The 25,349-nt window shown below is 60.5% G+C and carries 25 protein-coding genes and 1 riboswitch; of the genes, 19 read left to right on the top strand and 6 right to left on the bottom strand.

Going from position 1 to position 25,349, the window contains the following annotated elements:
• Position 1 precedes the first annotated feature (1 nt).
• Complete coding sequence (locus tag BM174_RS05485; protein ID WP_093922836.1) at positions 2–1,096, bottom strand: Hint domain-containing protein; 1,095 nt, start codon at positions 1,094–1,096, stop codon at positions 2–4.
• A 321-nt stretch (positions 1,097–1,417) separates the two neighbouring features.
• Between BM174_RS05485 and dapE the strand changes: the two genes are divergently transcribed.
• The 5 genes from dapE (at position 1,418) to BM174_RS05460 (ending at position 7,249) form a co-directional block, all read left to right on the top strand.
• Positions 1,418–2,563: a succinyl-diaminopimelate desuccinylase gene (gene dapE, locus BM174_RS05480; protein ID WP_093922939.1), complete on the top strand. Its 1,146-nt coding sequence runs from the start codon at positions 1,418–1,420 to the stop codon at positions 2,561–2,563.
• Positions 2,560–2,976 carry a GNAT family N-acetyltransferase gene (locus BM174_RS05475; protein ID WP_093922835.1) on the top strand — a complete coding sequence of 139 codons (417 nt, stop codon included), beginning with the start codon at positions 2,560–2,562 and terminating at the stop codon, positions 2,974–2,976. Before dapE ends, BM174_RS05475 begins: the two co-directional genes overlap by 4 nt.
• The gene (locus BM174_RS05470) at positions 2,973–3,572 is read left to right on the top strand and encodes a TIGR04282 family arsenosugar biosynthesis glycosyltransferase (RefSeq protein ID WP_093922834.1); all 600 of its coding nucleotides are present in this window, start codon (positions 2,973–2,975) and stop codon (positions 3,570–3,572) included. The genes BM174_RS05475 and BM174_RS05470 overlap by 4 nt, the downstream gene beginning before the upstream one ends.
• 5 nt (positions 3,573–3,577) lie before the next feature.
• On the top strand, positions 3,578–5,836 hold the full coding sequence (rnr, locus tag BM174_RS05465; protein WP_093922833.1) for a ribonuclease R: 2,259 nt from the start codon (positions 3,578–3,580) through the stop codon (positions 5,834–5,836).
• Between the two features lie 120 nt (positions 5,837–5,956).
• Positions 5,957–7,249 carry a lytic murein transglycosylase gene (locus tag BM174_RS05460; RefSeq protein ID WP_093922832.1) on the top strand — a complete coding sequence of 431 codons (1,293 nt, stop codon included), beginning with the start codon at positions 5,957–5,959 and terminating at the stop codon, positions 7,247–7,249.
• Positions 7,250–7,267: 18 nt separating this feature from the next.
• Here BM174_RS05460 and BM174_RS05455 read toward each other — a convergent pair whose 3' ends face one another.
• Complete coding sequence (locus tag BM174_RS05455) at positions 7,268–8,665, bottom strand: aspartate aminotransferase family protein (RefSeq protein ID WP_093922831.1); 1,398 nt, start codon at positions 8,663–8,665, stop codon at positions 7,268–7,270.
• 92 nt (positions 8,666–8,757) lie between these two features.
• A complete protein-coding gene (locus tag BM174_RS05450) occupies positions 8,758–9,444 on the bottom strand; it encodes a GntR family transcriptional regulator (protein WP_177209419.1) in 687 nt (228 codons plus the stop codon).
• A 146-nt stretch (positions 9,445–9,590) separates the two neighbouring features.
• On the opposite strand from BM174_RS05450, the gene BM174_RS05445 reads away from it, so the two are divergent.
• From BM174_RS05445 to BM174_RS05415, 7 genes are all read left to right on the top strand, one after another.
• On the top strand, positions 9,591–10,676 hold the full coding sequence (locus BM174_RS05445; protein ID WP_093922829.1) for a polyamine ABC transporter substrate-binding protein: 1,086 nt from the start codon (positions 9,591–9,593) through the stop codon (positions 10,674–10,676).
• An 85-nt stretch (positions 10,677–10,761) separates the two neighbouring features.
• Complete coding sequence (locus BM174_RS05440; protein ID WP_093922828.1) at positions 10,762–11,889, top strand: ABC transporter ATP-binding protein; 1,128 nt, start codon at positions 10,762–10,764, stop codon at positions 11,887–11,889.
• Positions 11,890–11,989: 100 nt separating this feature from the next.
• The gene (locus BM174_RS05435) at positions 11,990–12,865 is read left to right on the top strand and encodes an ABC transporter permease subunit (RefSeq protein ID WP_093922827.1); all 876 of its coding nucleotides are present in this window, start codon (positions 11,990–11,992) and stop codon (positions 12,863–12,865) included.
• Positions 12,862–13,683: an ABC transporter permease subunit gene (locus BM174_RS05430; RefSeq protein WP_093922826.1), complete on the top strand. Its 822-nt coding sequence runs from the start codon at positions 12,862–12,864 to the stop codon at positions 13,681–13,683. Before BM174_RS05435 ends, BM174_RS05430 begins: the two co-directional genes overlap by 4 nt.
• The gene (locus BM174_RS05425) at positions 13,680–15,008 is read left to right on the top strand and encodes an NAD(P)/FAD-dependent oxidoreductase (RefSeq protein WP_093922825.1); all 1,329 of its coding nucleotides are present in this window, start codon (positions 13,680–13,682) and stop codon (positions 15,006–15,008) included. Before BM174_RS05430 ends, BM174_RS05425 begins: the two co-directional genes overlap by 4 nt.
• 75 nt (positions 15,009–15,083) lie before the next feature.
• Positions 15,084–16,403, top strand: a complete 1,320-nt coding sequence (locus tag BM174_RS05420) for a UDP-glucose dehydrogenase family protein (protein ID WP_093922938.1) — start codon at positions 15,084–15,086, stop codon at positions 16,401–16,403.
• 16 nt (positions 16,404–16,419) lie between these two features.
• Complete coding sequence (locus BM174_RS05415; protein ID WP_093922824.1) at positions 16,420–17,655, top strand: MFS transporter; 1,236 nt, start codon at positions 16,420–16,422, stop codon at positions 17,653–17,655.
• Here the strand turns inward: BM174_RS05415 and trhO are convergent.
• A complete protein-coding gene (gene trhO / locus BM174_RS05410) occupies positions 17,643–18,542 on the bottom strand; it encodes an oxygen-dependent tRNA uridine(34) hydroxylase TrhO (RefSeq protein WP_093922823.1) in 900 nt (299 codons plus the stop codon). The genes BM174_RS05415 and trhO overlap by 13 nt on opposite strands.
• An 84-nt stretch (positions 18,543–18,626) precedes the next feature.
• On the opposite strand from trhO, the gene pncA reads away from it, so the two are divergent.
• Positions 18,627–19,226 (top strand): bifunctional nicotinamidase/pyrazinamidase, encoded by a 600-nt coding sequence (pncA, locus tag BM174_RS05405; protein ID WP_093922822.1) that lies wholly within the window; start codon positions 18,627–18,629, stop codon positions 19,224–19,226.
• Here pncA and BM174_RS05400 read toward each other — a convergent pair.
• The gene (locus tag BM174_RS05400) at positions 19,223–19,876 is read right to left on the bottom strand and encodes a MarC family protein (protein WP_093922821.1); all 654 of its coding nucleotides are present in this window, start codon (positions 19,874–19,876) and stop codon (positions 19,223–19,225) included. The two genes, pncA and BM174_RS05400, sit on opposite strands and share 4 nt — an antisense overlap.
• A 127-nt stretch (positions 19,877–20,003) precedes the next feature.
• Between BM174_RS05400 and pncB the strand changes: the two genes are divergently transcribed.
• Positions 20,004–21,296, top strand: coding sequence for a nicotinate phosphoribosyltransferase (pncB, locus tag BM174_RS05395; RefSeq protein WP_093922820.1), 1,293 nt, complete (start codon positions 20,004–20,006; stop codon positions 21,294–21,296).
• A gap of 103 nt (positions 21,297–21,399) precedes the next feature.
• Here the strand turns inward: pncB and BM174_RS05390 are convergent, their stop codons facing one another.
• Entirely contained in the window at positions 21,400–21,927 is a 528-nt protein-coding gene (locus BM174_RS05390) for a hypothetical protein (protein ID WP_093922819.1), read from the bottom strand.
• A gap of 361 nt (positions 21,928–22,288) precedes the next feature.
• A riboswitch (cobalamin riboswitch) is annotated at positions 22,289–22,502 on the top strand.
• 35 nt (positions 22,503–22,537) lie between these two features.
• Here BM174_RS05390 and BM174_RS05385 point away from each other — a divergent pair.
• The 5 genes from BM174_RS05385 to cobW all read left to right on the top strand — a co-directional run bounded on the left by BM174_RS05385 (position 22,538) and on the right by cobW (position 25,348).
• Entirely contained in the window at positions 22,538–22,708 is a 171-nt protein-coding gene (locus tag BM174_RS05385; protein WP_093922818.1) for a CbtB domain-containing protein, read from the top strand.
• A 3-nt stretch (positions 22,709–22,711) separates the two neighbouring features.
• A complete protein-coding gene (locus BM174_RS05380) occupies positions 22,712–23,392 on the top strand; it encodes a CbtA family protein (RefSeq protein ID WP_093922817.1) in 681 nt (226 codons plus the stop codon).
• On the top strand, positions 23,385–23,876 hold the full coding sequence (locus tag BM174_RS05375; RefSeq protein WP_093922816.1) for a hypothetical protein: 492 nt from the start codon (positions 23,385–23,387) through the stop codon (positions 23,874–23,876). Before BM174_RS05380 ends, BM174_RS05375 begins: the two co-directional genes overlap by 8 nt.
• A gap of 66 nt (positions 23,877–23,942) precedes the next feature.
• Positions 23,943–24,317 carry a DUF1636 family protein gene (locus BM174_RS05370; RefSeq protein WP_093922815.1) on the top strand — a complete coding sequence of 125 codons (375 nt, stop codon included), beginning with the start codon at positions 23,943–23,945 and terminating at the stop codon, positions 24,315–24,317.
• Positions 24,314–25,348, top strand: coding sequence for a cobalamin biosynthesis protein CobW (cobW, locus tag BM174_RS05365; protein WP_093922814.1), 1,035 nt, complete (start codon positions 24,314–24,316; stop codon positions 25,346–25,348). The genes BM174_RS05370 and cobW overlap by 4 nt, the downstream gene beginning before the upstream one ends.
• Position 25,349: the final 1 nt, after the last annotated feature.

Raw genomic sequence — 25,349 nt, 5'->3', positions numbered from 1 at the left:
ATCAGGCGGCGCGTTGCCGCGCGAGGTGGATCGCATCGTACCAACGCAAGACCTGATGCGCGGGGCGGCCATGTTCGGGCAGGGTGCTGCGGTCGAGATGATGCAACAGGCTGCTGGCCAGATGCGGCGCGTTGCGTCTGATCCTCCCGATATAGAGGCTCTCTACGGCAGTGCCTGCCGCCAACATTGTTTCATGCGCGGGCAGCAGCAATTGCGTGTAGCTGATCGTCGGACCGCAAGGCTCTGTCAGGGCGGCAAAGCCGTTGACGAGGTGTCGCGCTGGCACCAGCACAGCTTCTTGATTGAACAGGTATTCAACTTCTGGCCCATCCAGCAGCACCCGCTGATCGGGGGCAACGATGATATCTTGTTGCAAGCCGAAGTACGGCGCGCGGAGCCGCACGGGCGCAAAGCTGCCGCGCGCCGGAACCATCCGCGACAAGCGGTGCAGCACCGGCACCACGCCCGCAGCTTGCGTCACCACAGTGTCGCCGCGCTGGAGCAGTGATGCAGGCCGATAGCCGTAAGGTGTGGCAAGTGGCGTCTCGGGCAGCAGTGTCGGCATCGGGCCAATCGGTTCGATCTGGTCCGAGCAGGCTGCAAAAATCATGTCGGGCGCAAAGGTCTGGCCGGTGCGGCCCAGCATCAGATCACGGATATCGTCCAGCGACAGCGGGCGCGGATCGTGGATCGGCACTGTCGTTACATGGGTCTCTTCGGGCTTTTCCAGCGTCAGGCGGCCCCAGTTTGCGGCGGTATCCCAAGAATAGGTGATGCGCACGACATCGGTGCGGCCCGCTTCCTTATGCTGGATCGCCGCGTGGGTGATGGCTTGGTCCTGCACCTGCACCATGGCCAGCCCGCCACCGGGGATCGCCTGAAAGGTCAGGCTGCGATGGCTGGGATGAGTGGACTTATAGCCGAAAAGCACCTGCGGTTTGCCATCTGCCGAAAGCCGCGTTTCAAACAGGATCGTGCCGCGCGTCAGCAAACTGCGCGGATCATCCTCTAAAAGCGGCGTCGCCTTCTTGTCGCTCCCGAGCCCGCGCAGCGACAGCCGGCGGTCTTCGTGGTCGGTGAGGGCCAGCCATGTCAAAGCGGGCAGCCCGTGGCGCGGCGAGATTTGCGGCGTGGTGACGGTGCGACCATAATCCTGCCCCTGTTAACATTGCGAGGCATTTAACTGGCACGGCACGGATTTGACCCCAAGCCAGATGTCACATTTGAAAGTAGAAAGCCCTGTATTCAGGTGCTGTCCAGACTGCCGTTACCCGCCTCGGGCTTCTTTATTGGGTTGATTCTAGCACGCAATATCGCGCCCTCAAAAGCTTTTGATCGCTCTACCCCTTGGCACCGCGCCTTTTTCGCCACAAAACTGCAGCACATGCCGAAACCGACCAAACTCAAGGAGCCTGTGATGTCTGGCCTCGACCCCGCCGATCTGACCGCGAAACTGGTGCGCTGCGCCTCTGTTACCCCTGCCAACGACGGCGCGCTTGAGATTTTGCAAAGCGTTCTGGAAGCCGCGGGCTTCGATTGTGCTTGGGCGGATCGCGGAGGCATCCGCAACCTGTTTGCCCGTTGGGGCAGCAAGGGCAACCAGCGCTGCTTTGGTTTTAACGGTCATACCGATGTGGTGCCCGTAGGGGACGAGGCGGCATGGACGATGCCGCCCTTTGGTGCAGAAATCCGTGACGGGGTGATGTACGGCCGTGGCACCACTGACATGAAATCTGGTGTGGCGGCATTTGTCGCGGCAGCGGTGGATTACGTCAAAAACACCCCCCCTGATGGCGCCATCGTCATCGCCATTACTGGCGACGAAGAGGGCGAGTCCGTTGATGGCACCACCGCGTTGCTGGATTACATGGCCGAGAACGGCGAGCGCATGGATGTCTGTTTGGTCGGAGAGCCGACTTGTCCGGAAAACATGGGCGACATGATCAAGATCGGGCGGCGCGGCTCGATGAATGCGCATTTCCGCGTGGTGGGTAAACAGGGCCATTCCGCCTATCCGCACCGCGCCAATAATCCGCTCAATGCAATGGTCCGGCTGATGGACAGGCTCGCCTCGCACGAGCTCGATCAGGGCACCGCACATTTCGACGCCTCCACCCTCGCTGTGGTTACCGTGGATACAGGCAATGCCGCGACCAATGTCATTCCGGCGGCCTGCACCGCTGCGGTCAATATCCGCTTCAACGACACCCATTCCGGCGCCAGCCTGAGCGCGTGGCTGGAGGAGGAGGCCGCGAAAGTGCGCAAGGCGTTCGGGGTCGAGGTGAGCTTGAAGATAAAGATTTCCGGCGAAAGCTTCATCACACCACCCGGCGCGCTGTCTGATCTGGTGTCGCGTGCCGTGGAGGCCGAAACCGGCGTGACGCCGCAGCTGTCCACGACGGGCGGCACCTCGGACGCGCGGTTTGTCAAAGCGCACTGTCCGGTGGTTGAGTTTGGTCTGGTCGGGCAGTCCATGCATCAGGTGGATGAACACGTGCGGGTAGAACATATTCACCAGCTAAAAGCGATCTATGGCCGTATCCTCAAAGACTATTTCGCATGACGATCACCATTGCGCTGACCGAAGATATCGCGACCTGTCGCAAGCTGCGCCGCGTGGTGTTTATAGACGAACAGGGCGTCTCCGAGGCTGACGAGTTGGACGAATTTGACCCCGAGTGCCTGCATTTGCTGGCGATGGATGGCGATCAGCCAGTCGGCACCGCGCGGATCAAGGTCGAGGGCGATACAGCCAAGATCGGGCGGGTCTGCGTGCTGCGTGAGTTTCGCGGGACAGGGCTTGGTGCTGCGCTGATCCGCAAGGCGCTTGAGGTCGCGCAAGGCCATGCTTCGCGAGCCAAGCTCGGTTCGCAGGTTCATGCCATCGGGTTTTATGAGGCTTTGGGGTTTGAAGCCATCGGCCCGGTCTACGACGACGCAGGCATCGACCACCGCGATATGGTACGCGCGTTGTGAAGCGCACCCTCATTGTTATGGTGAAAGAGCCGCATCCCGGGCGGGTAAAAACCCGTCTCGGGCGCGATATTGGCCCCGTCGCTGCAGCGTGGTGGTTTCGCCATCAGACCCGTCATTTGCTGCGCCGCTTGCGCGATCCGCGCTGGGAGCTGGTGCTGGCCGTGGCCCCCGATGTCGAAGGGTTGCGCAGCCGGTCGTGGCCCGCGGATCTGCCGCGCTGGCCGCAAGGGCGGGGTGATCTCGGTGCGCGGATGACGCGATTGCTGGGGCAGGTGCCGCAGGGTCCGGCCTGTGTGATTGGCGCTGACATCCCTGATGTATCGCCCCGCCATATCTGGCAGGCGTTTCAGGCGCTGGGCGGGCATGATGCAGTGTTTGGCCCCGCGCCGGACGGAGGGTATTGGCTGGTTGGCCTCAAACACCCGCGCCGCCAGCCGCCGTATTTCTTTGACGCGGTGCGCTGGTCAACCCGCCACGCGCTGGCCGACAGCAAGGCCACCTTGCCCGATCATCGCATCGCCGAAATCGCCACTTTGCGCGACGTCGACACCGCTGACGATTTGCCCATGACGAGAAGGGGTGCGCGTGCTACCTGAGGGGCATGAGCAAAATACCTTCCAAGCCCGAAATCCTCGAATGGATTGAACAGAACCCAACCCTGACCGCCAAGCGCGACATCGCAAAGGCGTTCGGCATCAAGGGCGCTGCGCGGATCGACCTTAAGCGCATGCTGAAAGAGCTTGAGGCCGAGGGCCATCTGGAAAAGCGCAAACACAGCTATCAAAACCCCGACCGCCTGCCGCCTGTATCGGTATTGCTGGTGACGGGGCCTGACAAGGATGGCGATCTTTTCGCCAAGCCGATGGAATGGCACGGTGAGGGCGTGGAGCCTGTTGTGCTGTTGATCCCGCGTGCCTCTGATCCCGCATTGGGCGAGGGCGACCGGATTTTGGCGCGGCTGACTTTGGTCAAAGCCGAAGATCACCATTATGAGGCGCGGTTGATCCGGCGCATTGGCAGTAACCCCAAAAAACTGCTGGGCGTGTTTCGCAAAGGCTCTGATGGTGGGCGTATCGTGCCGATCGACAAGGGGGCCGACCGCGAGTGGGTCGTCGCTGCTGATGCCACGCATGGTGCCCAGGATGGCGAGTTGGTCGAGGCCGAGCTTGCGGGCCCCAAGGGCCGCATGGGCCTGCCACGTGCACGGGTGACCGACCGTTTGGGTGACCCTTCCGCGCCGCGGGCGGTCTCGCTCATCGCGATCCACCAGCATGGCATCCCTGATGAATTTCCCGACGATGTGATCGCCGAAGCTGATGCCCAAGAGCCCGAGGGCCTCAAAGGCCGCGAAGATTTGCGCGACCTGCCATTGATCACCATCGACCCTTCCGATGCCCGCGATCACGACGATGCTTGCTATGCCCATGCTGACGAGGACCCCAAGAACGAAGGCGGCCATATCGTCTGGGTCGCGATTGCCGACGTTGCGGCCTATGTTACCCCCGGCTCGGCGCTGGACCGTGAGGCGCGCAAACGCGGCAACTCCACCTATTTTCCCGACCGCGTGGTGCCGATGCTGCCGGACCGCCTGTCGGGCGATCTGTGCTCGCTGCACGAAGGCGTGCCGCGTGCCTGTATCGCCGTGCGTATGGTGCTGGATGCCAAGGGCAAGAAGCTGTCGCATGACTTCCACCGCGGGCTGATGCGCTCGCCCGCCTCGCTGCATTACGAAGAGGTGCAGGACGCGATTGACGGCAACCCGAACGACCGCACCGGCCCGCTGCTGGAGCCAGTGCTCAAGCCGCTTTACGCCGCCTATGCCGCGCTGAAAACCGCCCGCGCTGAGCGTCAGCCGCTGGACCTCGACCTGCCAGAGCGCCGGATCGAGTTGGCCGAGGATGGCAAGGTGAAGTCGGTGAACTTCAAGGACCGGCTGGATGCGCATAAGCTGATCGAAGAGTTCATGGTGCTCGCCAATGTCGCCGCCGCCGAGACCTTGCTGGCCCGCAAAGTGCCGCTGCTGTTCCGTATCCACGAAGAGCCTTCGCCTGAAAAGCTTGAGGCGCTGCGCGAAACCGCTCAGGCGGCGGGATATTCGATGCCGAAAGGGCAGGTGCTGCAAACCTCGCATCTGAACAAGTTGCTGAACGATGCTGCGGGCTCGGATGATGCGGAATTGATTAACCTCAGCACCCTACGCTCCATGACACAGGCCTACTACGGTCCCGCGCATATCGGCCACTTCGGCCTCGCGCTGCGGTCCTACGCGCATTTCACCTCGCCGATCCGGCGCTATGCCGACCTTATCGTGCACCGTGCGCTGATCACCGCGCACAGCTGGGGCAAGGACGGTTTGCAGCCTGAGGATATGGACGAGTTGGAGCAAACCGGCCAGCATATCTCGGACACCGAGCGCCGCTCGATGGTGGCGGAACGCGATACCACCGACCGCTACCTTGCTTCATACCTCTCTGAGCGTGTGGGCAATGAATTCACTGGGCGGATCAGTGGCATCGCGCGGTTCGGAGCCTTTGTGAAGCTGGATGAAACTGGCGCGGACGGTCTGCTGCCAATCCGCTCGCTTGGGCGGGAGTATTTCCACTTTGATGCGGATGCGCAGACGCTGATGGGCTCCGACACCGGTATGACCATCGGCATCGGACAGCGCGTCACGGTGCGGCTGGCCGAGGCGGTGCCGGTCACGGGCGGCATCGCGCTGGAGCTTTTGTCCATAGAGGGAGAGGCCGTGCCAAAGGGCGGCAGGTCGCCCGCTGGCCGCAGCAACCCGCGCCGCAAATCCACCAAGGCCAAGCACAAGTCCGACAAGGTAAAGCGCAAGGTCAGCCGCACCCGCCGCTGATCCGCGCGGATTGCTGCCACCCGAAGGGGCGCAGCCCGATTGCGCCCTGACAATACCTGCCAGCACCCTGTAGGCTTGCCAAAACATTGGTATGGCAGGGTTAAGCGAGTGGGAAATGGTATGCGCGGATTGAAAATGGTGACGGGTTTTGGCGCGGTGGGGGGTGTTTCGCTGGCCTTGGCGCTGACAGTTTTCGCCAATGGTTCGTCAGCGCAGACTGATACCGACACCACCCGCCCCCCGGTTCTGGCCACCAAAGCCGCCGAGAAAGCCCCGATTGAAGGCACCCAAGCGGGCCTGCAAGACTGGGTAAAAAACTTCCGCGCGCGGGCGCTGGAGGCAGGCATTGCCGCCGATGTTTTCGACGCGACCATGGAGGGCGTTACCTATGACACCGAAGTGATCCGCCGCGACCGCAACCAGTCGGAGTTCACCAAAACCGTTTGGGATTACCTTGATACCGCCGTGTCGGATCTGCGCGTGCAGAATGGCCGCGACGCCTTGCAGAAACGGGACACGGCACTGACCCAGATCGAGGCGAAATACGGCGTAAACAAAGAAGTGTTGGCCGCGATCTGGGGTTTGGAAAGCGCCTTTGGCACTTTTCGCGGCAGTGACAGCGTGATCAATTCGCTGACCTCACTGGCCTATGACACCCGCCGCGCCGAATTCTTCGAGGCCGAGTTGATCCACGCGCTGCGGATTTTGCAAACCGGCGACACTACGCTGGCGCAACTCAACGGCAGTTGGGCAGGGGCTATGGGGCACACGCAATTTATGCCGTCATCTTTTCAGGAACACGCGGTCGACCATGATGGCGATGGCAAGCGCGATATCTGGGGCGACGATCCAACCGATGCGCTGGCGTCTTCAGCCGCTTATCTGAAGCATCACGGTTGGACGCTGGACCAGCCTTGGGGTGTAGAAGTGCGCTTGCCGGAGGGGTTCGACTACCTGCTCGCCGACCGCGAGACCTTGAAAACAGCGGCGGAATGGGCCGAGCTTGGGGTCAAAGACACGCGCGGTAAGGCGGTGGCGGATCATGGTCCGGCGTCGATCTTGCTACCCGGCGGGGCCGAGGGCGCGGCCTTCATGATCTTTAATAATTTTGCAGTGATCGAGCGCTATAACACCGCTGATGCCTATGTGATCGGCATAGGCCATCTGGCGGATCGCATCGGGGGCGGCGGGCCGATCCAGCACGACTGGCCGCGCCAGGAACGGGCGCTGACCTTTGATGAACGGATTGAATTGCAAGAGCGGCTGACCTCCGCGGGCTTTGACACGCAAAAGATCGACGCCAAAATCGGGCCGTTGACGATCAATGCTGTGCGTGGGTTTCAGCAGGCCAAGGGGCTGTTGCCTGACGGCTTTGCCTCGCTCAGCCTGCTGGAGAAGTTGCGCGCCCCATAAAGGGCGCGCCAGTGCTGATCAGGCCTCGGCCTTCAGCATGTCTTTCTCTTTCAGCGTTGCATAGGTTGCATCCAGCGCCTTCTTCGCCCGCTTGCCGAATTCCTTCAGCTCTTCCGGCGTGATTACCAGTGGCGGAGAGATGATCATCCGGTCACCGACGTGGCGCATGATCAGGTTATTGGCAAAGCAGTTTTCGCGGCAGATGAAACCGACATCGCCCTTGTTGCCGGCAAAACGCGCACGGCTTTCTTTGTGCGGGGTCAACGGCAGCGACGCCATCAGGCCGGAAACGTTTACGCCGCCAACCAGCGGGTGTTCGTTCAGCATGGTCAGCTCGTCGGCAAGGGCAGGGGCCGCCACATCGCGCACATGTTCGACGATGCTTTCTTCTTCCATGATGCGCAGGTTTTCCAACGCAACCGCCGCACAAACAGGGTGGCCGGAATAGGTGTAGCCGTGGTTAAATTCACAGGCGTTGATCACCTCAGCGATTTTGTCAGACACGATGGAGCCACCAATCGGCGCATATCCCGAGGACAGACCTTTCGCGATGGTCATGATATCGGGTGTAATGCCCATGGTCTGCGAGCCAAACCAGTTACCGGTCCGGCCAAAGCCACAGATCACCTCATCCGCGATCAGCAAAACGTCGTGCTTTTTGCAAATGCGCTGGATTTCCGGCCAATAGGTCGCGGGGGGCACAACCACGCCGCCGGCACCTTGCACGGGTTCGGCGATAAAGGCCGCAACCTTATCCGCCCCAAGCTCGAGGATTTTCGCCTCTAGTTCTTTGGCACGGGCCAGGCCAAAGTCGCGATCATTGGATTCGGCACCCTCCGACCACCAGTCAGGCTGGTTGATGTGGTGGATGCCCGGGATCGGCAAACCGCCCTGTTCGTGCATATAGGTCATGCCGCCAAGGCTTCCCGCGCCCACAGTCGAGCCGTGATAGGCGTTATTCCGGCTGATGAAATGGCTCTTCTCGGGCTGGCCCTTTTGCGCCCAATAAGTCCGCACCATCCGCAGGTTAGTGTCATTCGCTTCCGATCCCGAACCGGCAAAGAACACATGGTTCAGGTCGCCCGGTGCCAGTTCGGCCAGTTTCGCGGCCAGCGCGATGGCGGGCACATGGCTGGTCATAAAGAAGGTGTTATAGAACGGCAGTTCGTCCATCTGGCGCGCAGCGACCTTACCCATTTCGGGGCGACCATAGCCAAGATTTACGCACCACAACCCTGCCATCGCATCAAGGATTTCGTTGCCGTCGCTGTCGGTCAGATAGATGCCTTTGGCCCGCGTGATGATTCGCGCGCCCTTGGCGGCCAGTTCGTTATTGGTGGTAAAAGGGTGCATATGATGCGCCGCATCAAGCGCCTGAAGTTCGGCAGTGGGCAGGTGGTTCGTGATCGAGGACATGGCGTGCACCTTTCGGAATGTTGGTCTTGAACTGATTGGCCGCAGAATATGATCAAATTATATGAAGTCAATCGAATCAGTTTTTGACAGCTTTAAATCGCTAGCGCGGTGCGGACCTGCACCATTCCCTGCTCCACATCCTCGGCCATCGCCTCGGCTGCCGCTTCGACATCTGCATCGCGCAGGGCTGCCAAAAGCTCCATGTGTTTGTCGGGCAGATTGCTGGTCCCGAAGCGGCCGCAGATTACCCGAAGTGACGGGCCGAATCGCAGCCAGAGCCGGTCCACCGTCGCGGTCATGATCGGGGCATCGGCGCCTGCATAGATCAGCGTATGGAACCGGTAGTTATGCGTCAGATACCCGCCCACATCGCCTTGGTCGATGGCATGGTTCAGATCGGTATCTGCTTGGGTCAGCAGGCGCAGGCGCTTCACCGTCATGCGCCGGGCCGCACGGCGGGTCAGCTCCGGTTCTAATGTTTTTCTCATGAAACCAAGCTCGTCAGCGCATTCAAGCGTCAGAATAGGCACGCTGACACGGCGGTTGCCCTGATGGATCAAAGCGCCTTCCGCGATCAAGCGGCGCAGGGCCTCGCGTACCGGCGTCATCCCCGCCTCCAACTGCGTGGTCAGCCCCTGAATGGTGACCGGCTGGCCGGGGGCGAGATCGCCAAACAGGATCATCGCGCGCAACCGTTCGTACACATGTTGGTGCGCTGGCGTTTTGCCCGCGTCTTCGGCGCCAGCCGGCGTGGTATTCGGGGTCGTCTCGACAGTCATGGCAACGCCTGTTTTTTGTTCATTTTCGGTAACCTTGCACCAAGGATCGGTGCGTGACAGCATAAAGTACCTTGCCGCAAGAGGCAAAACTTGATCAAATTAGCGAAAGGTTGGGGCCAACCCGACCTACCTCAAGGGAGTACGACATGAAATTTACAATAATGGGCAGCATTGCCGCCTCCACTTTATTGGCTTCAATGGCGATGGCCGAAGAAGTCCGAGTTTACAACTGGTCCGACTATATCGACGAATCCCTGCTGCAAAAGTTCGAAGATGAAACCGGCATTGATCTTGTCTACGACGTGTTCGACAGCAACGAAGTGCTAGAAACCAAACTCCTCGCCGGTGGATCGGGCTATGACGTGGTGGTGCCGTCGGGCACCTTCCTGCAGCGCCAGATCACCGCAGGCGCGTTCCAGAAGCTGGACAAAACCAAGCTGCCCAACATCGAAAACCAATGGGACGTGATCGAAGACCGGCTTAAGAAATACGATCCCGAAGGTGAATATGCGGTCAATTACATGTGGGGCACCACCGGCCTTGGCGTGAACGTCAACAAGGTCAAAGAAGTGCTGGGCGACGATGCGCCGATTGATTCGCTGGCCCTGATTTTTGATCCCGCCAACATGGAAAAACTGGCCTCCTGCGGCGTCTATTTCCTCGACGCTCCGGTCGAGATCATCCCTGCAGCGCTCGCCTATCTTGGCGAAAACCCTGACAGTCAGGATGCCGAGGTCATCGAACAGGCCGAGCCGCTGCTCACCGCCATCGCGCCACATGTCCAGAAATTCCACAGCTCGGAATATATCAACGCGCTCGCCAATGGCAGCATCTGCGTGGCCTTCGGCTGGTCCGGTGACATCCTGCAGGCCCGCGACCGCGCCGCCGAGGCTGACAATGGCGTCGAAATCGCCTATAACGCTCCGACCGAAGGCGCGCTGATGTGGTTCGACAGTTTTGCGATGCCGGTCGATGCCCCCAACCCCGAAGCCGGCCTGAAATTCATCAACTTCATGATGGATGCGCAAAACGCGGCGGCTGCTTCGAACTACGTCTATTACGCCAACGGCAACTTTGCCTCGCAGGCGCTGCTCGCAGAAGACGTGATCGGTGATCCGGCGATCTATCCAACCGAGAAGACCTTGAAAAACCTCTACACCACATCGCCTTACGATCCCAAACTGCAGCGGGTCGTGACGCGGATGTGGACCAAGATCAAATCCGGCACCTAACCCAATCTGCCTCCGCGGCGGCGTCCTTCGGGCGCCGCCGTCTTTCTTTAGCCCTGCGTGGGCCGACCAGCGAAAGTTCATTTCCTTGAGCCAGACCGTCTTTGCCCCTTGGGCCGATCCAGATCAGAAACCGCTCATCCGGTTTGAAAACGTGACCAAGAAGTTCGGTGAGTTCGTCGCGATCGACGATCTGTCGCTGGACATTTATGAACAGGAATTCTTTGCCCTGCTCGGGCCCTCCGGTTGCGGCAAAACCACGATGATGCGGATGCTCGCGGGTTTCGAGAATCCCACATCGGGCCGGATGCTGCTTGCCGGACAGGACATCGCAGGCGTGCCGCCCAACAAGCGTGCGGTCAATATGATGTTCCAGTCCTACGCACTGTTTCCGCATCTCAGCATTTGGGACAACATCGCCTTTGGCCTGCGCCGCGATAACAAACCCAAGGACGAAATCAACGCCCGCGTCGAGGAGATGCTCAAGCTTACCCGCCTTGAAAAATTCGCCCGCCGCAAACCGCACCAGATCTCCGGCGGCCAGCGCCAGCGCGTCGCCCTTGCCCGCTCTCTGGCCAAAGCGCCCAAACTGCTGCTGCTGGATGAGCCGATGGGTGCGCTGGATAAGAAGCTCCGTCAGGACACCCAGTTTGAACTGATGGACATTCAGGAAACCACTGGCACCACCTTTGTCATCGTCACCCACGATCAGGAGGAGGCGATGACTGTGGCCTCCCGCGTTGCGGTGATGGACGAAGGCCGGATCATTCAGGTCGCCACCCCCGCCGATATCTACGAGGCGCCCAACAGCATCTATGTCGCGGATTTCATCGGTGACGTGAACCTTTTCAACGGCACCACGAGCCCTGAGGGCGACGACCGCTACGCCGTGCACTGGGCCGAAGGCCATCCGCCGCTCATCGCCACCTCGGCCCAGCCCTTCAGCGACGGGCAATCCAGCCATTTCGCCATCCGCCCCGAGAAAATCGCCATCAGCACCGAACGCCCGACCGAGACCGCCAATGTGCTGCAAGGCAAGGTCCTCGATATCGCCTACCTCGGCAATATTTCGACCTACCATGTCGCTCTGCCCTCGGGGCAGATCATCAAGGCCCAGACCGCCAACACTCGCCGGATCTCGCGCCGCGCCATCACTTGGGAAGACCCGGTTTGGCTCTCATGGAACGCCACCGCCGGCGTATTGCTCGACCGATGAATTCGCGCAGCCTTTCCCCCCGCATTTTGGCCCGAAATATCCCGGATAGCGTGAGGAGCTGGCCTCTTGCACCCGCCCGCGCCGCAAAGGACAGGTTTTAATGCGCCGCTTCGCCCTCATTGCCGTCCCGTACCTGTGGCTCCTGTTTTTGTTTCTGGTGCCCTTCCTCATCGTTTTCAAAATCTCGCTGTCCGATCTCGCGCTGGCAATCCCGCCCTATGCGCCGACCTTCAAAGATGGCATCGCCGAGATGCTGCGCCAGTTCGATTTCGAGAACTTCGTCTTCCTCACCGTGGATGATCTCTACTGGAAGGCTTACCTCAGCAGCCTCCAGATCGCGTTTTTCTCGACCCTGATCACCCTGATGGTCGGCTATCCGATGGCGTACGGTATGGCCCGCGCTCCCGAAGAATGGCGCGCCACTTTGATGATGTTGGTGATCCTGCCATTCTGGACCTCATTCCTGATCCGCGTCTATGCGTGGATCGGCATCCTCAGCAATGACGGGTTCCTTAACCAGCTCTTGATGTGGATCGGTTTGATCAACGAACCGCTCACCATCCTCAATACCAATATCGCGGTCTATATCGGCATCGTTTATACCTATCTGCCTTTCATGATCCTGCCGATTTACGCCGCCCTCGACAGGCTTGATGAATCGCTTAATGAGGCCGCCGAAGACCTCGGCTGCTCACGCATGCAAGCGTTCTGGCTAGTGACCATACCGTTGTCGAAAAACGGCATCATCGCGGGCTGTTTTCTGGTCTTTATCCCGGCCTTGGGTGAGTTCGTGATCCCCTCGCTGCTTGGCGGGTCCGGCACGCTGATGATCGGCAAAATCCTGTTCGAGGAATTCTTCAACAACCGCGATTGGCCGGTGGCCTCAGCGGTGGCGGTGGTGCTCTTGCTGATCCTGATTATTCCCATCGTGCTGTTCCAGCGTAACCAACAGCGTCAAGCGGAGGCAGAACAATGAAGCGTTTAAGCTGGTTCAACGTCACCTCCCTGACACTGGGGTTCGCGTTTCTTTATTTGCCGATGGTTCTGCTGGTCATCTACAGCTTCAACGCCTCGAAACTCGTCACTGTCTGGGCCGGTTTTTCGCCCAGATGGTACGGCGAGTTGATGCAGAACGAAGCTTTTCTGGATGCAGCACTGGTGACCCTAAAGGTCGCGGTCGCCTCTTCGACGCTGGCGACAATCCTTGGCACCATGGCCGCCTATGTATTGGTGCGTGGCGGGCGATTTATGGGGCGCACGCTGTTTTCGGGGATGATCTATGCACCCTTGGTCATGCCCGAAGTTATCACTGGCCTGTCGCTGCTGCTGCTATTCATCGGTATCGGGATGGATCGTGGTGTGCTGACTATCGTGCTGGCGCATACGACCTTTTCGATGTGCTATGTCTCGGTCGTGGTGTCCTCGCGGTTGATGACCTTTGATCGCTCGCTCGAAGAAGCAGCGCTTGATCTCGGCTCGTCGCCATGGACAGCGTTTCGCCTTATTACCCTGCCGATCATCGCGCCTGCAGTTATCTCGGGCTGGCTGCTGGCCTTCACGCTCAGCCTTGATGATCTGGTGATCGCCTCCTTCGTCTCCGGCCCGTCCTCTACTACGCTGCCGATCAAGATTTTCTCGGCGGTGCGTTTAGGTGTCTCGCCCGAGATCAACGCGCTCTCGACCCTCATGATCGGGATCGTCACAATCGGCGTGATCATCGCGTCGCTGATCAGCAAGCGAAACTCGCTACGTGCCCAGAATGATGCGCAAGCGGCAGAGCGCGCCACCGGATGAAACACATCTACCCCGATTTCGCTTATAGCGACGCGCCGCGTGCGGACTGCTGGTGGGACCAGACTTGCGACCTGCCGGACCGTACCGCACTCAATGGTGACCAGACCTGCGACGTGGCGATCATCGGCGGCGGATTTACCGGTATCTCTGCTGCCTTGCATCTGGCCGAGGCCGGGGTGCGCGTTGCAGTCCTCGAAAGCCGCTATGTCGGCTGGGGCGCTTCGGGGCGCAATGGCGGGTTCTGTTGTCTGGGCGGCGGAATGCTTGAAAACGCTGCGCTGGAAAAACAAGTGGGCCGCGCCGGTCGCGACCAGTGGCGACAGGCCGAGCTTGCATCAATCGGCTTGGTCGAGGGGCTGATCGAGCGTTTAAATCTTGAGGTTGACCGCCACTCGGATGGCGAAACCCAACTGGCGCACCGCCCGCGCGATCTTGAAGAAATGCGCAGGCGTGTCGGGTTTTATGCCGAGAGCTATGGCGTCACCGCGCGCCTGACCGAGAAGGCAGATCTTGAGGCCGAAGGTATGCAGGGCGGCTTTCACGGCGCATTGACCGTGCCGGTCGGGTTTGGCCTGAACCCGCGTAAATACATCAAAGGGCTGGCCGCCGCTGCCGAGGCCGCTGGCGCGACGATCTACCACGATAGCCCCGTGACCGGCATCCACCGTCAAGCCAACGGCTTTCGCGTCCAGACCGCCACAGGCACGGTGACGGCCGACAAAGTGATTGTCGCCACCAACGGCTATTCCTCCGAAGACCTGCCCGCATGGTTCGCCGCGCGCTACATGCCAACTCAATCCAGCGTCATTGTATCCCGCCCGATGACCGAAGGAGAGCTGGATGCTCAAGGCTGGACCAGCCGCCAAGCCTCCTATGACACGCGCCACCTGCTGCACTATTTCCGCCTGATGCCCGACAACCGGATGCTGTTCGGGGTGCGCGGCGGGTTGATGGCCACGCCAGATTCAGAAGCGCGGGCCTTGCGCCGCGCGCGGTCGGATTTCGAGGCGATGTTCCCCGCATGGCGTGACGTGGAAACACCCTTCGGGTGGTCGGGTATGGTCTGCCTCGCCCGCAACCGCATGCCTTTTGTCGGCGAGGTCCCGCAAGAAAAAGGCATGTTCGCCAGCATGTGCTACCACGGCAACGGCGTGGCAATGGCCAGCTATTGCGGCGCGCTGTTGGGCGATCTGGTTCAGGGCAAGACACCGCAGCAAATCTATCCCGATATCGTCAAACGCCCGCTGGTGAAATTCGAGCTTGGCCGCCTGCGCCGCGCGATCATGCCCTTCGCCTATGCAGGCTTTGCCCTTGCAGATCGCTGACTCCGCAGGCGATAGTTGACATCAGGGCCGTAAATGGCCCATCCGACCGACCAAAGCGGCGCAAAGGGTGAGCAGATGAAAATTGCGATGATCGGCACCGGCTATGTCGGGCTGGTATCAGGGGTGTGTTTCTCCGACTTCGGACACGACGTGATTTGTGTCGACAAGAACCCCGACAAGATCACCCAGCTTGAACAGGGCATCGTCCCGATCTACGAGCCCGGCCTTGAGGAGTTGATGGTCAAAAACGTCACGGCGGGGCGTCTGTCGTTCTCCGGCGATCTGGCTGCAGCGGTGGCAGGGGCTGATGCGGTTTTCATCGCCGTCGGCACCCCGACGCGGCGCGGCGATGGCCATGCCGATCTTACCTATGTGATGGCCGCTGCCGAAGAGATCGCGCAGGCACTGACCGGATATGCCGTTGTCGTGACCAAATCGACCGTGCCGCTGGGCACCAACCGTCAGGTCAAGCAGGTCATTCACAAGGCCAACCCCAAAGCTGAATTCGATGTCGCCTCGAACCCCGAGTTCTTGCGCGAAGGGGCGGCAATTGATGATTTCATGCATCCCGACCGCGTTGTTGTCGGTGTGCAGAACGACCGCGCCGCCGAGGTGATGAACGACATCTACCGCCCGCTGTCGCTGCGTGATTTTCCGGTGATGATGACCGATCTCGAAAGCGCCGAGATGATAAAATACGCCGCCAATGCGTTTCTGGCGACCAAGATCACCTTCATCAACGAGATCGCCGCACTGTGTGAACGGGTCGGGGCTGACGTTAAAATGGTCTCCAAGGGCATGGGTATGGACGGGCGCATCGGCGATAAGTTTCTGCATGCAGGGCCAGGCTATGGCGGTAGCTGTTTTCCCAAAGATACCAAAGCGCTGGCCCGTATCGGCCAAGACCATGCCATGCCAATGCAGCTGACCGAAACGGTGATCAAGGTCAACGACGAGGTCAAACGCCGGATGATCGACAAGGTCGTTGATATTTGTGGTGGCAACGTCAACGGCAAAACCATCGCCGTGCTCGGCGTTACCTTCAAACCCAACACCGATGACATGCGCGATGCGCCGTCGCTGACCATCATTCCGGCGCTGGTCGGCGGGGGTGCCAAGGTGCGCGTCGTTGACCCGCAAGGCCGCCGCGAGGGCGAGGCCCTGCTGCCCGGTGTGAATTGGTCTGAAGACGCTTATAAGGCCGCGCAGAATGCCGACGCTATCGTGATCCTGACCGAGTGGAACGAATTTCGGGCCCTGGACCTCAAGCGGCTCGCCAAGCGGATGAATGCGCCGACCATGGCCGACCTGCGCAACATCTACGCCCCGAAGGACGTCAAACGTGCGGGCTTCACCGCCTACGTCTCCATCGGGCGCGCGGGCTTTGGCGTCTGACAGAAGGTAGTTGGCAATGGTGCGGGAAATCGAGAACACTGGCACCGACAGCCGCTATGCGTGGCTCCGGCTGGGTCTGACGCTGCTGGTGGCGACCATCGCCAATGCGGGCATGTGGGCCATCATCGTGATCATGCCCGCCGTCGAGGCAGAGTTCGGCCTTAGCCGCAGCGACGCCGCCTTGCCCTATACCCTGACGATGATCGGCTTTGCCTTGGGCAATTTCGCCATCGGGCGGGCAGTGGACCGATTTGGCATCACTTGGACCTTGATCGCGGCGACTTTGGTGATTGTCGGAGGCTTGGGGATGGCGACAGCTTCTGGCTCCATTGTCACGCTGTCACTGGCGCAGTTTGTGATCGGATTTGCCTCCGCCGTCGGGTTCGGGCCGTTGATCGCGGATATTTCGCATTGGTTTGTGCGGCGTCGCGGTGTCGCCGTGGCGATTGCAGCCAGCGGCAATTATCTCTCGGGCGCGATCTGGCCGATGGTCTTGGCGGGCGTGCTGGAGCAGAACGGCTGGCGGACGGTCTATATCGTGATGGCGGTTGTGACCCTCGTGGGCGTGGTGCCCTTGGCCTTGGCGCTGCGCCGACAGGTTCCGGACGAGGCCCGCGAGGCCGCACATCACGCCTCTACACTCAACGCCCAGTCATCAGGGCTTAGCCCGCGCAAGTTGCAGTATCTGCTGGGGCTGGCGGGCATTGGCTGCTGTGTCGCAATGTCGATGCCACAGGTGCATATCGTGGCGCTGTGTGTGGGTCTTGGCTTTGGCCCCGCCGTGGGCGCGCAGATGCTGTCATTGATGCTGATGGGGGGCGTTGTTTCGCGCATTTTGTCGGGGGTTCTGGCTGACCGTCTGGGCGGGGTGCGGACGCTGCTGATCGGCTCGGTGCTGCAATGTATTGCGCTGTTTTTGTACCTGCCAGCAGGCGGTATGGTCTCGCTCTATATGGTCAGTCTGGTGTTCGGCCTCAGCCAAGGCGGGATCGTTCCCAGCTATGCGCTGATCGTGCGGGAGTACATGCCGGCGCGGGAGGCAGGAGCGCGGGTCGGCTTTGTGCTGATGGCCACGATCATGGGCATGGCTCTGGGCGGCTGGCTGTCGGGCAAGATATACGACATCACCGGATCCTATGAGATGGCCTTTGTGAACGGCATCGTCTGGAACGGGCTGAACATCGCGATCATCCTGTGGTTGCTGTCGCGCAGCAGGCCACGAAGCCCGCGCGCCGCACTTCAGCCTTCCTGAGGATCGCCGCGCTCGGCAGAGAGCCGCAGCTGCTTTTGCCGCTCGCGAAAGCGGTCCTTGTCCCAATCAGTCGTCTGGTCATAACACTTGTGGCAGGACACGCCGGTCTCATACTCAGGGCGGTTTTTGTCTTCGGGAAGGATGGGCTGGCGGCAGCCGTGGCACAGCTCATGCGGCCCTTCGCGCAGCCCGTGGCCAACGCTGACCCGCGCATCGAAAACGAAGCAATCGCCCTGCCAAGTGCTCTGCTCCTGCGGCACTTCCTCAAGGTATTTCAAGATGCCGCCCTTGAGATGATAGACGTCGTTGACGCCTTGCCCCAACAGATAGTTCGTCGACTTCTCACAGCGGATACCCCCCGTGCAGAACATCGCGATCTTCTTGTTGTGGAACTTCTCCTTGTTGGCCTCCCACCATGCGGGAAAATCGCCAAAGCTTTTGGTTTGCGGATCAACGGCACCGTCAAAGGTGCCGATGGCGACCTCATAATCGTTGCGCGTGTCGATCACCGCGACATCATCGCTACCGATCAGATCGTTCCAGTCCTCAGGGGTCACATAATGGCCGGTGCCGGTCATCGGATCGACGTCGGGCTGGTTCATCGTGACGATCTCGCGCTTGATCTTGACCTTCATGCGGTTGAAAGGCGGCACCGTGCTGGTCGCCTCTTTCCATTCCAGCGTCTCACAACCGGGCAGGGCGCGCAGATGCGCGATCACCGCCAATATCCCGTCGCGCGGTCCCGCAATTGTGCCATTAACCCCTTCGCGGGCCAAAAGCAGCGTGCCGGTCACGCCCTGCGCCTGACACAGCGCCAGAAGCGGCGGCTTGATCGCGGCAGGGTCGTCAAATCGGGTGAAGTGGTACAAGGCGGCAATGCTATACATGGGCGGTGAAATAGGCGCACAAGGGGCTGTTCTGCAAGGGGGCGGCGCGTTAAACCCAGCATCAACCCCAGCCAAGGAGCCATCATGCAAGCCCTGATCGTGATCGACGTCCAGAACGACTTTTGCCCCGAAGGCGCGCTCGCCGTGCCACAAGGCGATGAGATTGTCCAAGATATCAACGCCTTGATGGCTGATTTCGACGCGGTAATCCTGACGCAGGACTGGCATCCAGCGGGGCATTCGTCCTTTGCCTCAGCCCACAAGGCCAAAGCGCCTTATGACGTGATCACCATGCCCTATGGCCCGCAAGTGCTCTGGCCCGACCACTGCATTCAGGGCAGCATGGGCGCAAAATTCCATATGGAGCTTCAAGTGGACCGCGCCGATCTGATCATCCGCAAGGGTTTTAACCCCGAGATCGACAGTTATTCCGCCTTTTTTGAGAATGACCACCAGACCCCGACGGGGCTCGAAGGGTACCTGCGCACGCGCGGTATCGACAAGCTAACCATGGTCGGGCTGGCGCTGGATTTCTGCGTGAACTTCTCGGCGGTGGACGCAGCACGGCTCGGCTTTGATGTCACTGTGCGCGAAGACCTGTGCCGCGCCATTGATCTGGAAGGCTCACTGGCGGCGGCACGCGCGGGGATGCAAGAGGCCGGAGCCAAGCTGACAACGGATTAATCGGCGATGCCCTCGGTCTGCGCGGGCAAGTCCAACAACCCCAAAGCCTCCAACCCGCCAAGCGTGGCATCGACCGCGACGGTCGCCAGCACGATCCCCATCACCCGGCTGATCACGCTTGATCCGGTGGTGCCAATCAGTTTGCCGATCTTTGAGGCCATCAGCAACAGCACCAGCGTGATCAGCAGCACCAGCACCAACAGCCCTGCGGTCATCATCTGGTCACTTACCGGATTGCTGTGATTATCGGTCAGGATAACAATCGCCAGCATCGCCCCTGGCGAGGCGATGGAGGGCATCGCGAGCGGAAATACAGCCCCGGCCAGATGGTCCCGTTCGGCGCTCTCGATCTCCTGACGGGCTTTGGATTCGCCAAAGATCATCGTTAATGCAAACAGGAACAGGACCAGCCCGCCCGCCACCTGAAACGACCCCAGGCGCAGGCCCAAAAGCTCCAGCAGCAACTGGCCCGCGACCAGAAAGGCCATGAGCACCAGACCCGCCACCAACACAGCCCGCAGGGCAAAGCGCCGGTGCAGGGATCGCGGCACCCCTGCGGTTGCAAACAAGAACACCGGCAAGCTGCCGATCGGGTCGATCACCACGACCAGCGTGATGAATTCCCGTATGAGGTTTGGCCAGTCAATCACGTCTCGTGCACTCCGCAATCCATTGAAATTTCGTATACCATGCCGTTAAGCGGGTGTCAGGGGACGAAGGTTCTTGCCCGCCTCGAAAGGTTGCGGCACAAGGTTAACGCCAGAAGGGGTTGAATACATGGTCGATATCGCCACCCGCGTCTATAATCACAAGTGGAAGATCGACCCGATTGTGCGGTCTTTAATCGACACAGATTTCTACAAGTTGCTGATGTGCCAATCGGTGTTTCGCAACAAGCCCGACACTCATGTCACCTTTAGCCTGATCAACCGTTCCAAGCACATCCCGCTGGCCGATCTGATCGACGAGGGCGAGCTGCGCGAACAACTCGATCACATCCGCTCGCTATCGCTGAGCCGCGGCGAAAGCACATGGCTGCGCGGCAATACCTTTTACGGCAAACGCCAGATGTTCCGTCCCGATTTTATGGAATGGTTCGAGGGGCTGCGCCTGCCGCCTTACCATCTGGAGCGCAAAGGCGACCAATACGAGCTGACCTTTGAAGGCTCATGGCCCGAGGTGATGCTCTGGGAGATCCCTGCGCTGGCGGTATTGATGGAACTGCGCAGCCGCGCGGTGCTTGACCGGATGGGCCGCTTTGAATTGCAGGTGCTTTATGCCCGCTCGATGACCCGCGTCTGGGAAAAGATCGAGGCGCTGCGCGAAATCCCCAACCTGTCGATCGCCGATTTTGGCACACGGCGGCGGCATTCGTTCTTATGGCAGGACTGGTGCGTTCAGGCGATGCGCGAAGGGCTGGGCTCGGCCTTCACCGGCACCTCGAATTGCAAGATCGCGATGAGCCGTGAGGTGGAGGCGATCGGCACCAATGCCCACGAATTGCCGATGGTCTATGCCGCGCTGGCAGATTCCGATACGGCCCTCGCCAAGGCACCCTACGACGTGCTGTCGGACTGGCACGACGAGCATGACGGTAACCTGCGCATCATCCTGCCTGACACCTATGGCACCAAAGGTTTTCTCGACAATGCGCCCGATTGGCTGGCGGGTTGGACGGGCATCCGTATCGACAGCGGTGATCCTGCCAAAGCCGCGCAGATCGCCATCGACTGGTGGCGCTCGCGTGGGGAGGATCCCCTCACCAAACGGGTCATTTTCAGCGACGGTTTGGATGTCGACAAGATGAAGGAACTTCACGCGCAGTTTTCGGGCAAGGTAAAAGTCTCCTTCGGGTGGGGCACCTTGCTGACCAACGACTTCCGTGGCTTGGTGCCGGATGATGAGCTGGCGCCGTTCAGCCTCGTGTGCAAAGCGGTTGCAGCCAATGGGCGACCCACCGTCAAGCTGTCGGACAATCCCAACAAAGCGATGGGTCCGCAAAGCGAGATCGACCGCTACAAACGGGTATTCGGCTTGGGCGAACAGGAAAAGTTCGACGTTATTGTCTGAGCTGGACGCTTGCCGAGCTGAGCGCACAAAAAAGGCCGGAGACCCCGTAAGTTCTCCGGCCCTGTGTCGCCAGATGGATGCCCGGCAACGGTGTTGGTTCGCGTTACATGCGGTCGTCGACCACCAGCGTGACGCCGCCAGAGCCTTGTGTGGAAACCGCGATCACCTGATCAACTTTGTAGCCCTCGGCTACGATCTTTGATTTCAGATCGGCGTTGGCTTCCAAGGCCGCTTGCAGGTCCATGACCATTTCGCTTTTCGCGTCCAGCGCATTATCAAGCGCTTCGGCGTCATCGCCTGCGTTGCCTTTGAGGTCGCTCACAGTGGTGAACGTGGTTTCAGCGTCTGCGGTCACACCGCCGATTTCAGCGGTGACGTCAGCGCCCTTTTTCGAGCCGCTGCGCAGTTCCGAGATCAGTTGGCCGTAGTTTTCCTTGGCCAGCTTGTTCTTGCCTTTCACATTTGCGTCGGTGTCGGCAGTCACGTCGACGTTGGCGGCACCCGTGTTTGCTGTCACATCGGCAGTAACGCCTGCATCAACGGATGTTGCGGCTTTCGATTCAGCGAAGGCTGCAGTCGAAACACCGGTTGCCAGAAGGGCGGCGATCATTGTGCTTGTTGTACGTTTCATCAGATGTACTCCTTTTAGTTTCCTAGTCGGACACCTTTCGTGATGTCGGGGAGGAAATGCCCGACCCCCACCCGATGTTCCGGAGCGGAATTTTGCTATTGGCGGGAGTTTGCAGGGAACCGCGAAAACTGGCAAAAAGCTGCGTAGGTTTATTCATGCGCTTGAAAACAAGCCCGCTTTTACCAATGCGCCGCAGCGGGCGCGACAGGGCAGGGCGCGGCGATTCCCGTGCCGCAGATTCGCTCGGCTTTTAAGCCTCCACGGTAACATAAGCCGCGCAAGGTCCCTCAAAAATACCAAAAAGAACCGCATCCCGCGCCTGACATGTCGCAATTCTATCTTGCGCAAGACGGGGCAAAATGTGTAACTGACCACGCTTGGTGTTCCGAAAATCACCTATGGTGTGGGACCGAAAAGGGAATTTGGTAAGGGCAGCAGCCCGAAGCCAAAGCCGCCCCCGCGACTGTAAGCGGTGAGTCTGCGCCCAGATGCCACTTGCCCTAAATCGGGTAGGGAAGGCGGGCCAAAGGCCACGACCCGCGAGCCAGGAGACCTGCCAGGCGGAGTGAAACGCAAGATGTCGTCGGGTGTGACGACGAGGAGTAGACAGATGACGACACTGACACAGAGCCTGAGCACGACCCGCACGCGCCTTGTCCCGACTGTATTTGCGATGATGCTGGGCGTTGCCCTGATCGCGCTGACCGGCCATGTGCAGGCAGCCGCTCTGCATGACGCGGCGCATGACGTGCGTCACGCAACCGGCTTTCCCTGCCACTAAGCAATGCTTTCCAGATTTGTGACCAGCGCGTTGTTCGCTGGCGCTGCAACGGGCCTGATTGCGGGCCTGTTGCAGTTCGTGTTTGTGCAGCCGGTTTTGCTGCATGCGGAGCTGTATGAAAGCGGCGAGTTGCTGCATTTCGGGGCCGAAGCGGTCTCGGCCCATCCCGCGTTGCCCGGCTTTGACGCGGTGCGCGACGGGCTGAGCCTGATTTTCACCATGCTGACCTATACCGGCTATGCGCTGATCGGCGTCGCCGCGATGAGCCTTGCCGAAGAACGTGGCGCGTTGATTAATGCGCGGTCCGGCCTGATCTGGGGTGTGGCGGGCTTTGTCGTTTTTCATCTGGCTCCCGCTTTCACGCTGGCCCCCGAAGTACCCGGTGTGGCTGCTGCCGATGTTGGTGCGCGTCAAATCTGGTGGTTCGCTACGGTGGGCGCTGCGGCTGTGGCGCTGTGGCTGCTGGCTTTTGGCATATCGTGGATCGGCTGGGGCGTGGCGGTTGTGCTATTGCTCGCACCACATCTAGCCGGCGCACCCGAGCCTGACCGTTTTATCGGCACCGTGCCGCCTGAAATCGCCGCCCTTTTTGCCGCACGTGCACTGGGCGTCGGCTTCGCCGCTTGGGTGATTCTCGGCAGCTTCGCGGGCTACTTCTGGCAACGCGAGGCCGCCCATGAATAGGGGGCTGGTGCTTTTTGCCATCGGGCTGGTGTTTGGTGGCGGGCTGGGCTTTGCCATCGCCGCAGGCAATGGCGTCACCTTTGATGGCCATGATCACGGTGATGCGGGCCATGAGGCTGGCGCGAACGCTGACGCCCACGCCGATCTGCACAATGACCCGCGCGAATTACCTGCCGTGGATGCGCCCGAGGTCACGCTCGACCTCAGCGCCGATCCGGTTGCGGGCTATAACCTGCGGGTCCGTACGCGCAATTTCACCTTCGCCCCACAGTCGGCCAGCCTTGCCGATGTGGCGGGCGAAGGTCACGCGCATGTCTACGTTAACGACGTGAAACTGGCGCGACTTTATGGCGAGTGGATGCATATTGACCATCTGCCCACCGGCGAAGTCACCGTCAAAGTCACGCTCACGGGCAACGACCACCGCCCGCTCGCCGTTGCAGGCCAGCCGATCATCGCTGAAACGCGGTTGATCGTCGAATAGATCTGCCGCTTGTCCGAACCCCGAAGGTGCGCTAGGCCCCTTCGGGACCATTAAGGGGAACGATACATGACAGTCACCCTGCATGTCTGCACCACCTGCCGCGCCGGCGTTGTGCTGGAAGAAGACGCGCCGCGCCCGGGTGCGCAACTGCACGCGGCACTTTCCGCCGCCGAGGCTCCCGAAGGGGTGCAGATCGTCGGCGTTGAATGCCTGTCGGCCTGTTCGCAGGGTGCTGCCGTAGCGCTCTCTGCACCTGGGAAATGGACCTATGTTTATGGCCGCCTCGCGCCCGAGGATGCACCCGATATCCTGACCGGTGCCGCCGCCTACGCCGCCACCACTGACGGGCTCGTGCCTTGGCGCGAACGGCCCGTAATTTTCCGCAAGCAAAGCCTTGCCCGTGTTCCCCCGATGACCCTGCCAATGGAGGCCGCCGAATGACCGATCTGGCAAAGATCCCCGTAACCGTGATCACCGGCTTTCTCGGCTCGGGCAAGACCACGCTGATCCGCCACCTGATGACCCACTCCAAAGGCCGCCGCCTTGCCGTGCTGGTCAACGAGTTCGGCACCGTCGGTGTTGATGGCGATATCCTCAAAAGCTGTGCAGATGAGGATTGCCCTGCCGAGAACATCGTCGAGCTGGCGAATGGCTGTATCTGCTGCACCGTGGCCGATGATTTCACCCCTACGATCGAGGCGCTGATGGCGATGCCGACGCGTCCCGATCATATCCTGATCGAAACCTCCGGTCTGGCGCTGCCCAAGCCGTTGTTGAAGGCGTTTGACTGGCCCGCGATCCGCTCCAAGATTACCGTTGATGGGGTGATTGCCTTGGCCGATGCCGAAGCTGTGGCCGCGGGCCGATTTGCCGCTGATGTGGCGGCAGTGGATGCCCAGCGTTTGGCCGACGACAGCCTTGATCACGAAACCCCGCTGTCCGAAGTTTTCGAGGACCAAATTTCTTGCGCCGACATCATCCTGATGTCCAAGGCCGATCTCGCCGGCCCGGAAGGTCTTGCAGCCGCCCGCAAGGTGATCGAGGCCGAAAGCCCGCGCAAGATCCCGATTCTCGAGATGAGCGAAGGCGTGATCGACCCCAATGTGATCTTGGGTCTGAACGCCAAAGCCGAAGACGATCTGGCCGCGCGGCCCTCGCACCATGACGGGGCCGACGATCATGAGCATGACGACTTCGAAACCGTCGTCGTGCCAATGCCCGAGATTGAGGACGTCGATGCGCTGGTCAAGGCTATCGAACGGCTGGCCGACGAGCAGCACATCCTGCGCGTCAAAGGTTACGTCGCCGTGAAAGGCAAGCCGATGCGCTTGCTGGTTCAGGCTGTCGGTGCGCGGGTGCGTCACCAGTTTGACCGCCCTTGGGGCGCTGACATGCGTGCCGGACACCTCGTGGTGATCGCCGAGCATGATCACGTCGATCTGGCCGCCATCCGCGCTGTGCTGGGGGCCTGAC

The organism is Sulfitobacter brevis (assembly GCF_900112755.1).
Classification (GTDB): Bacteria; Pseudomonadota; Alphaproteobacteria; order Rhodobacterales; family Rhodobacteraceae; genus Sulfitobacter; species Sulfitobacter brevis.
The sequence above is the reverse complement of the archived record's forward strand: the minus strand, read 5'-3'. Positions and strand labels throughout refer to the sequence as shown.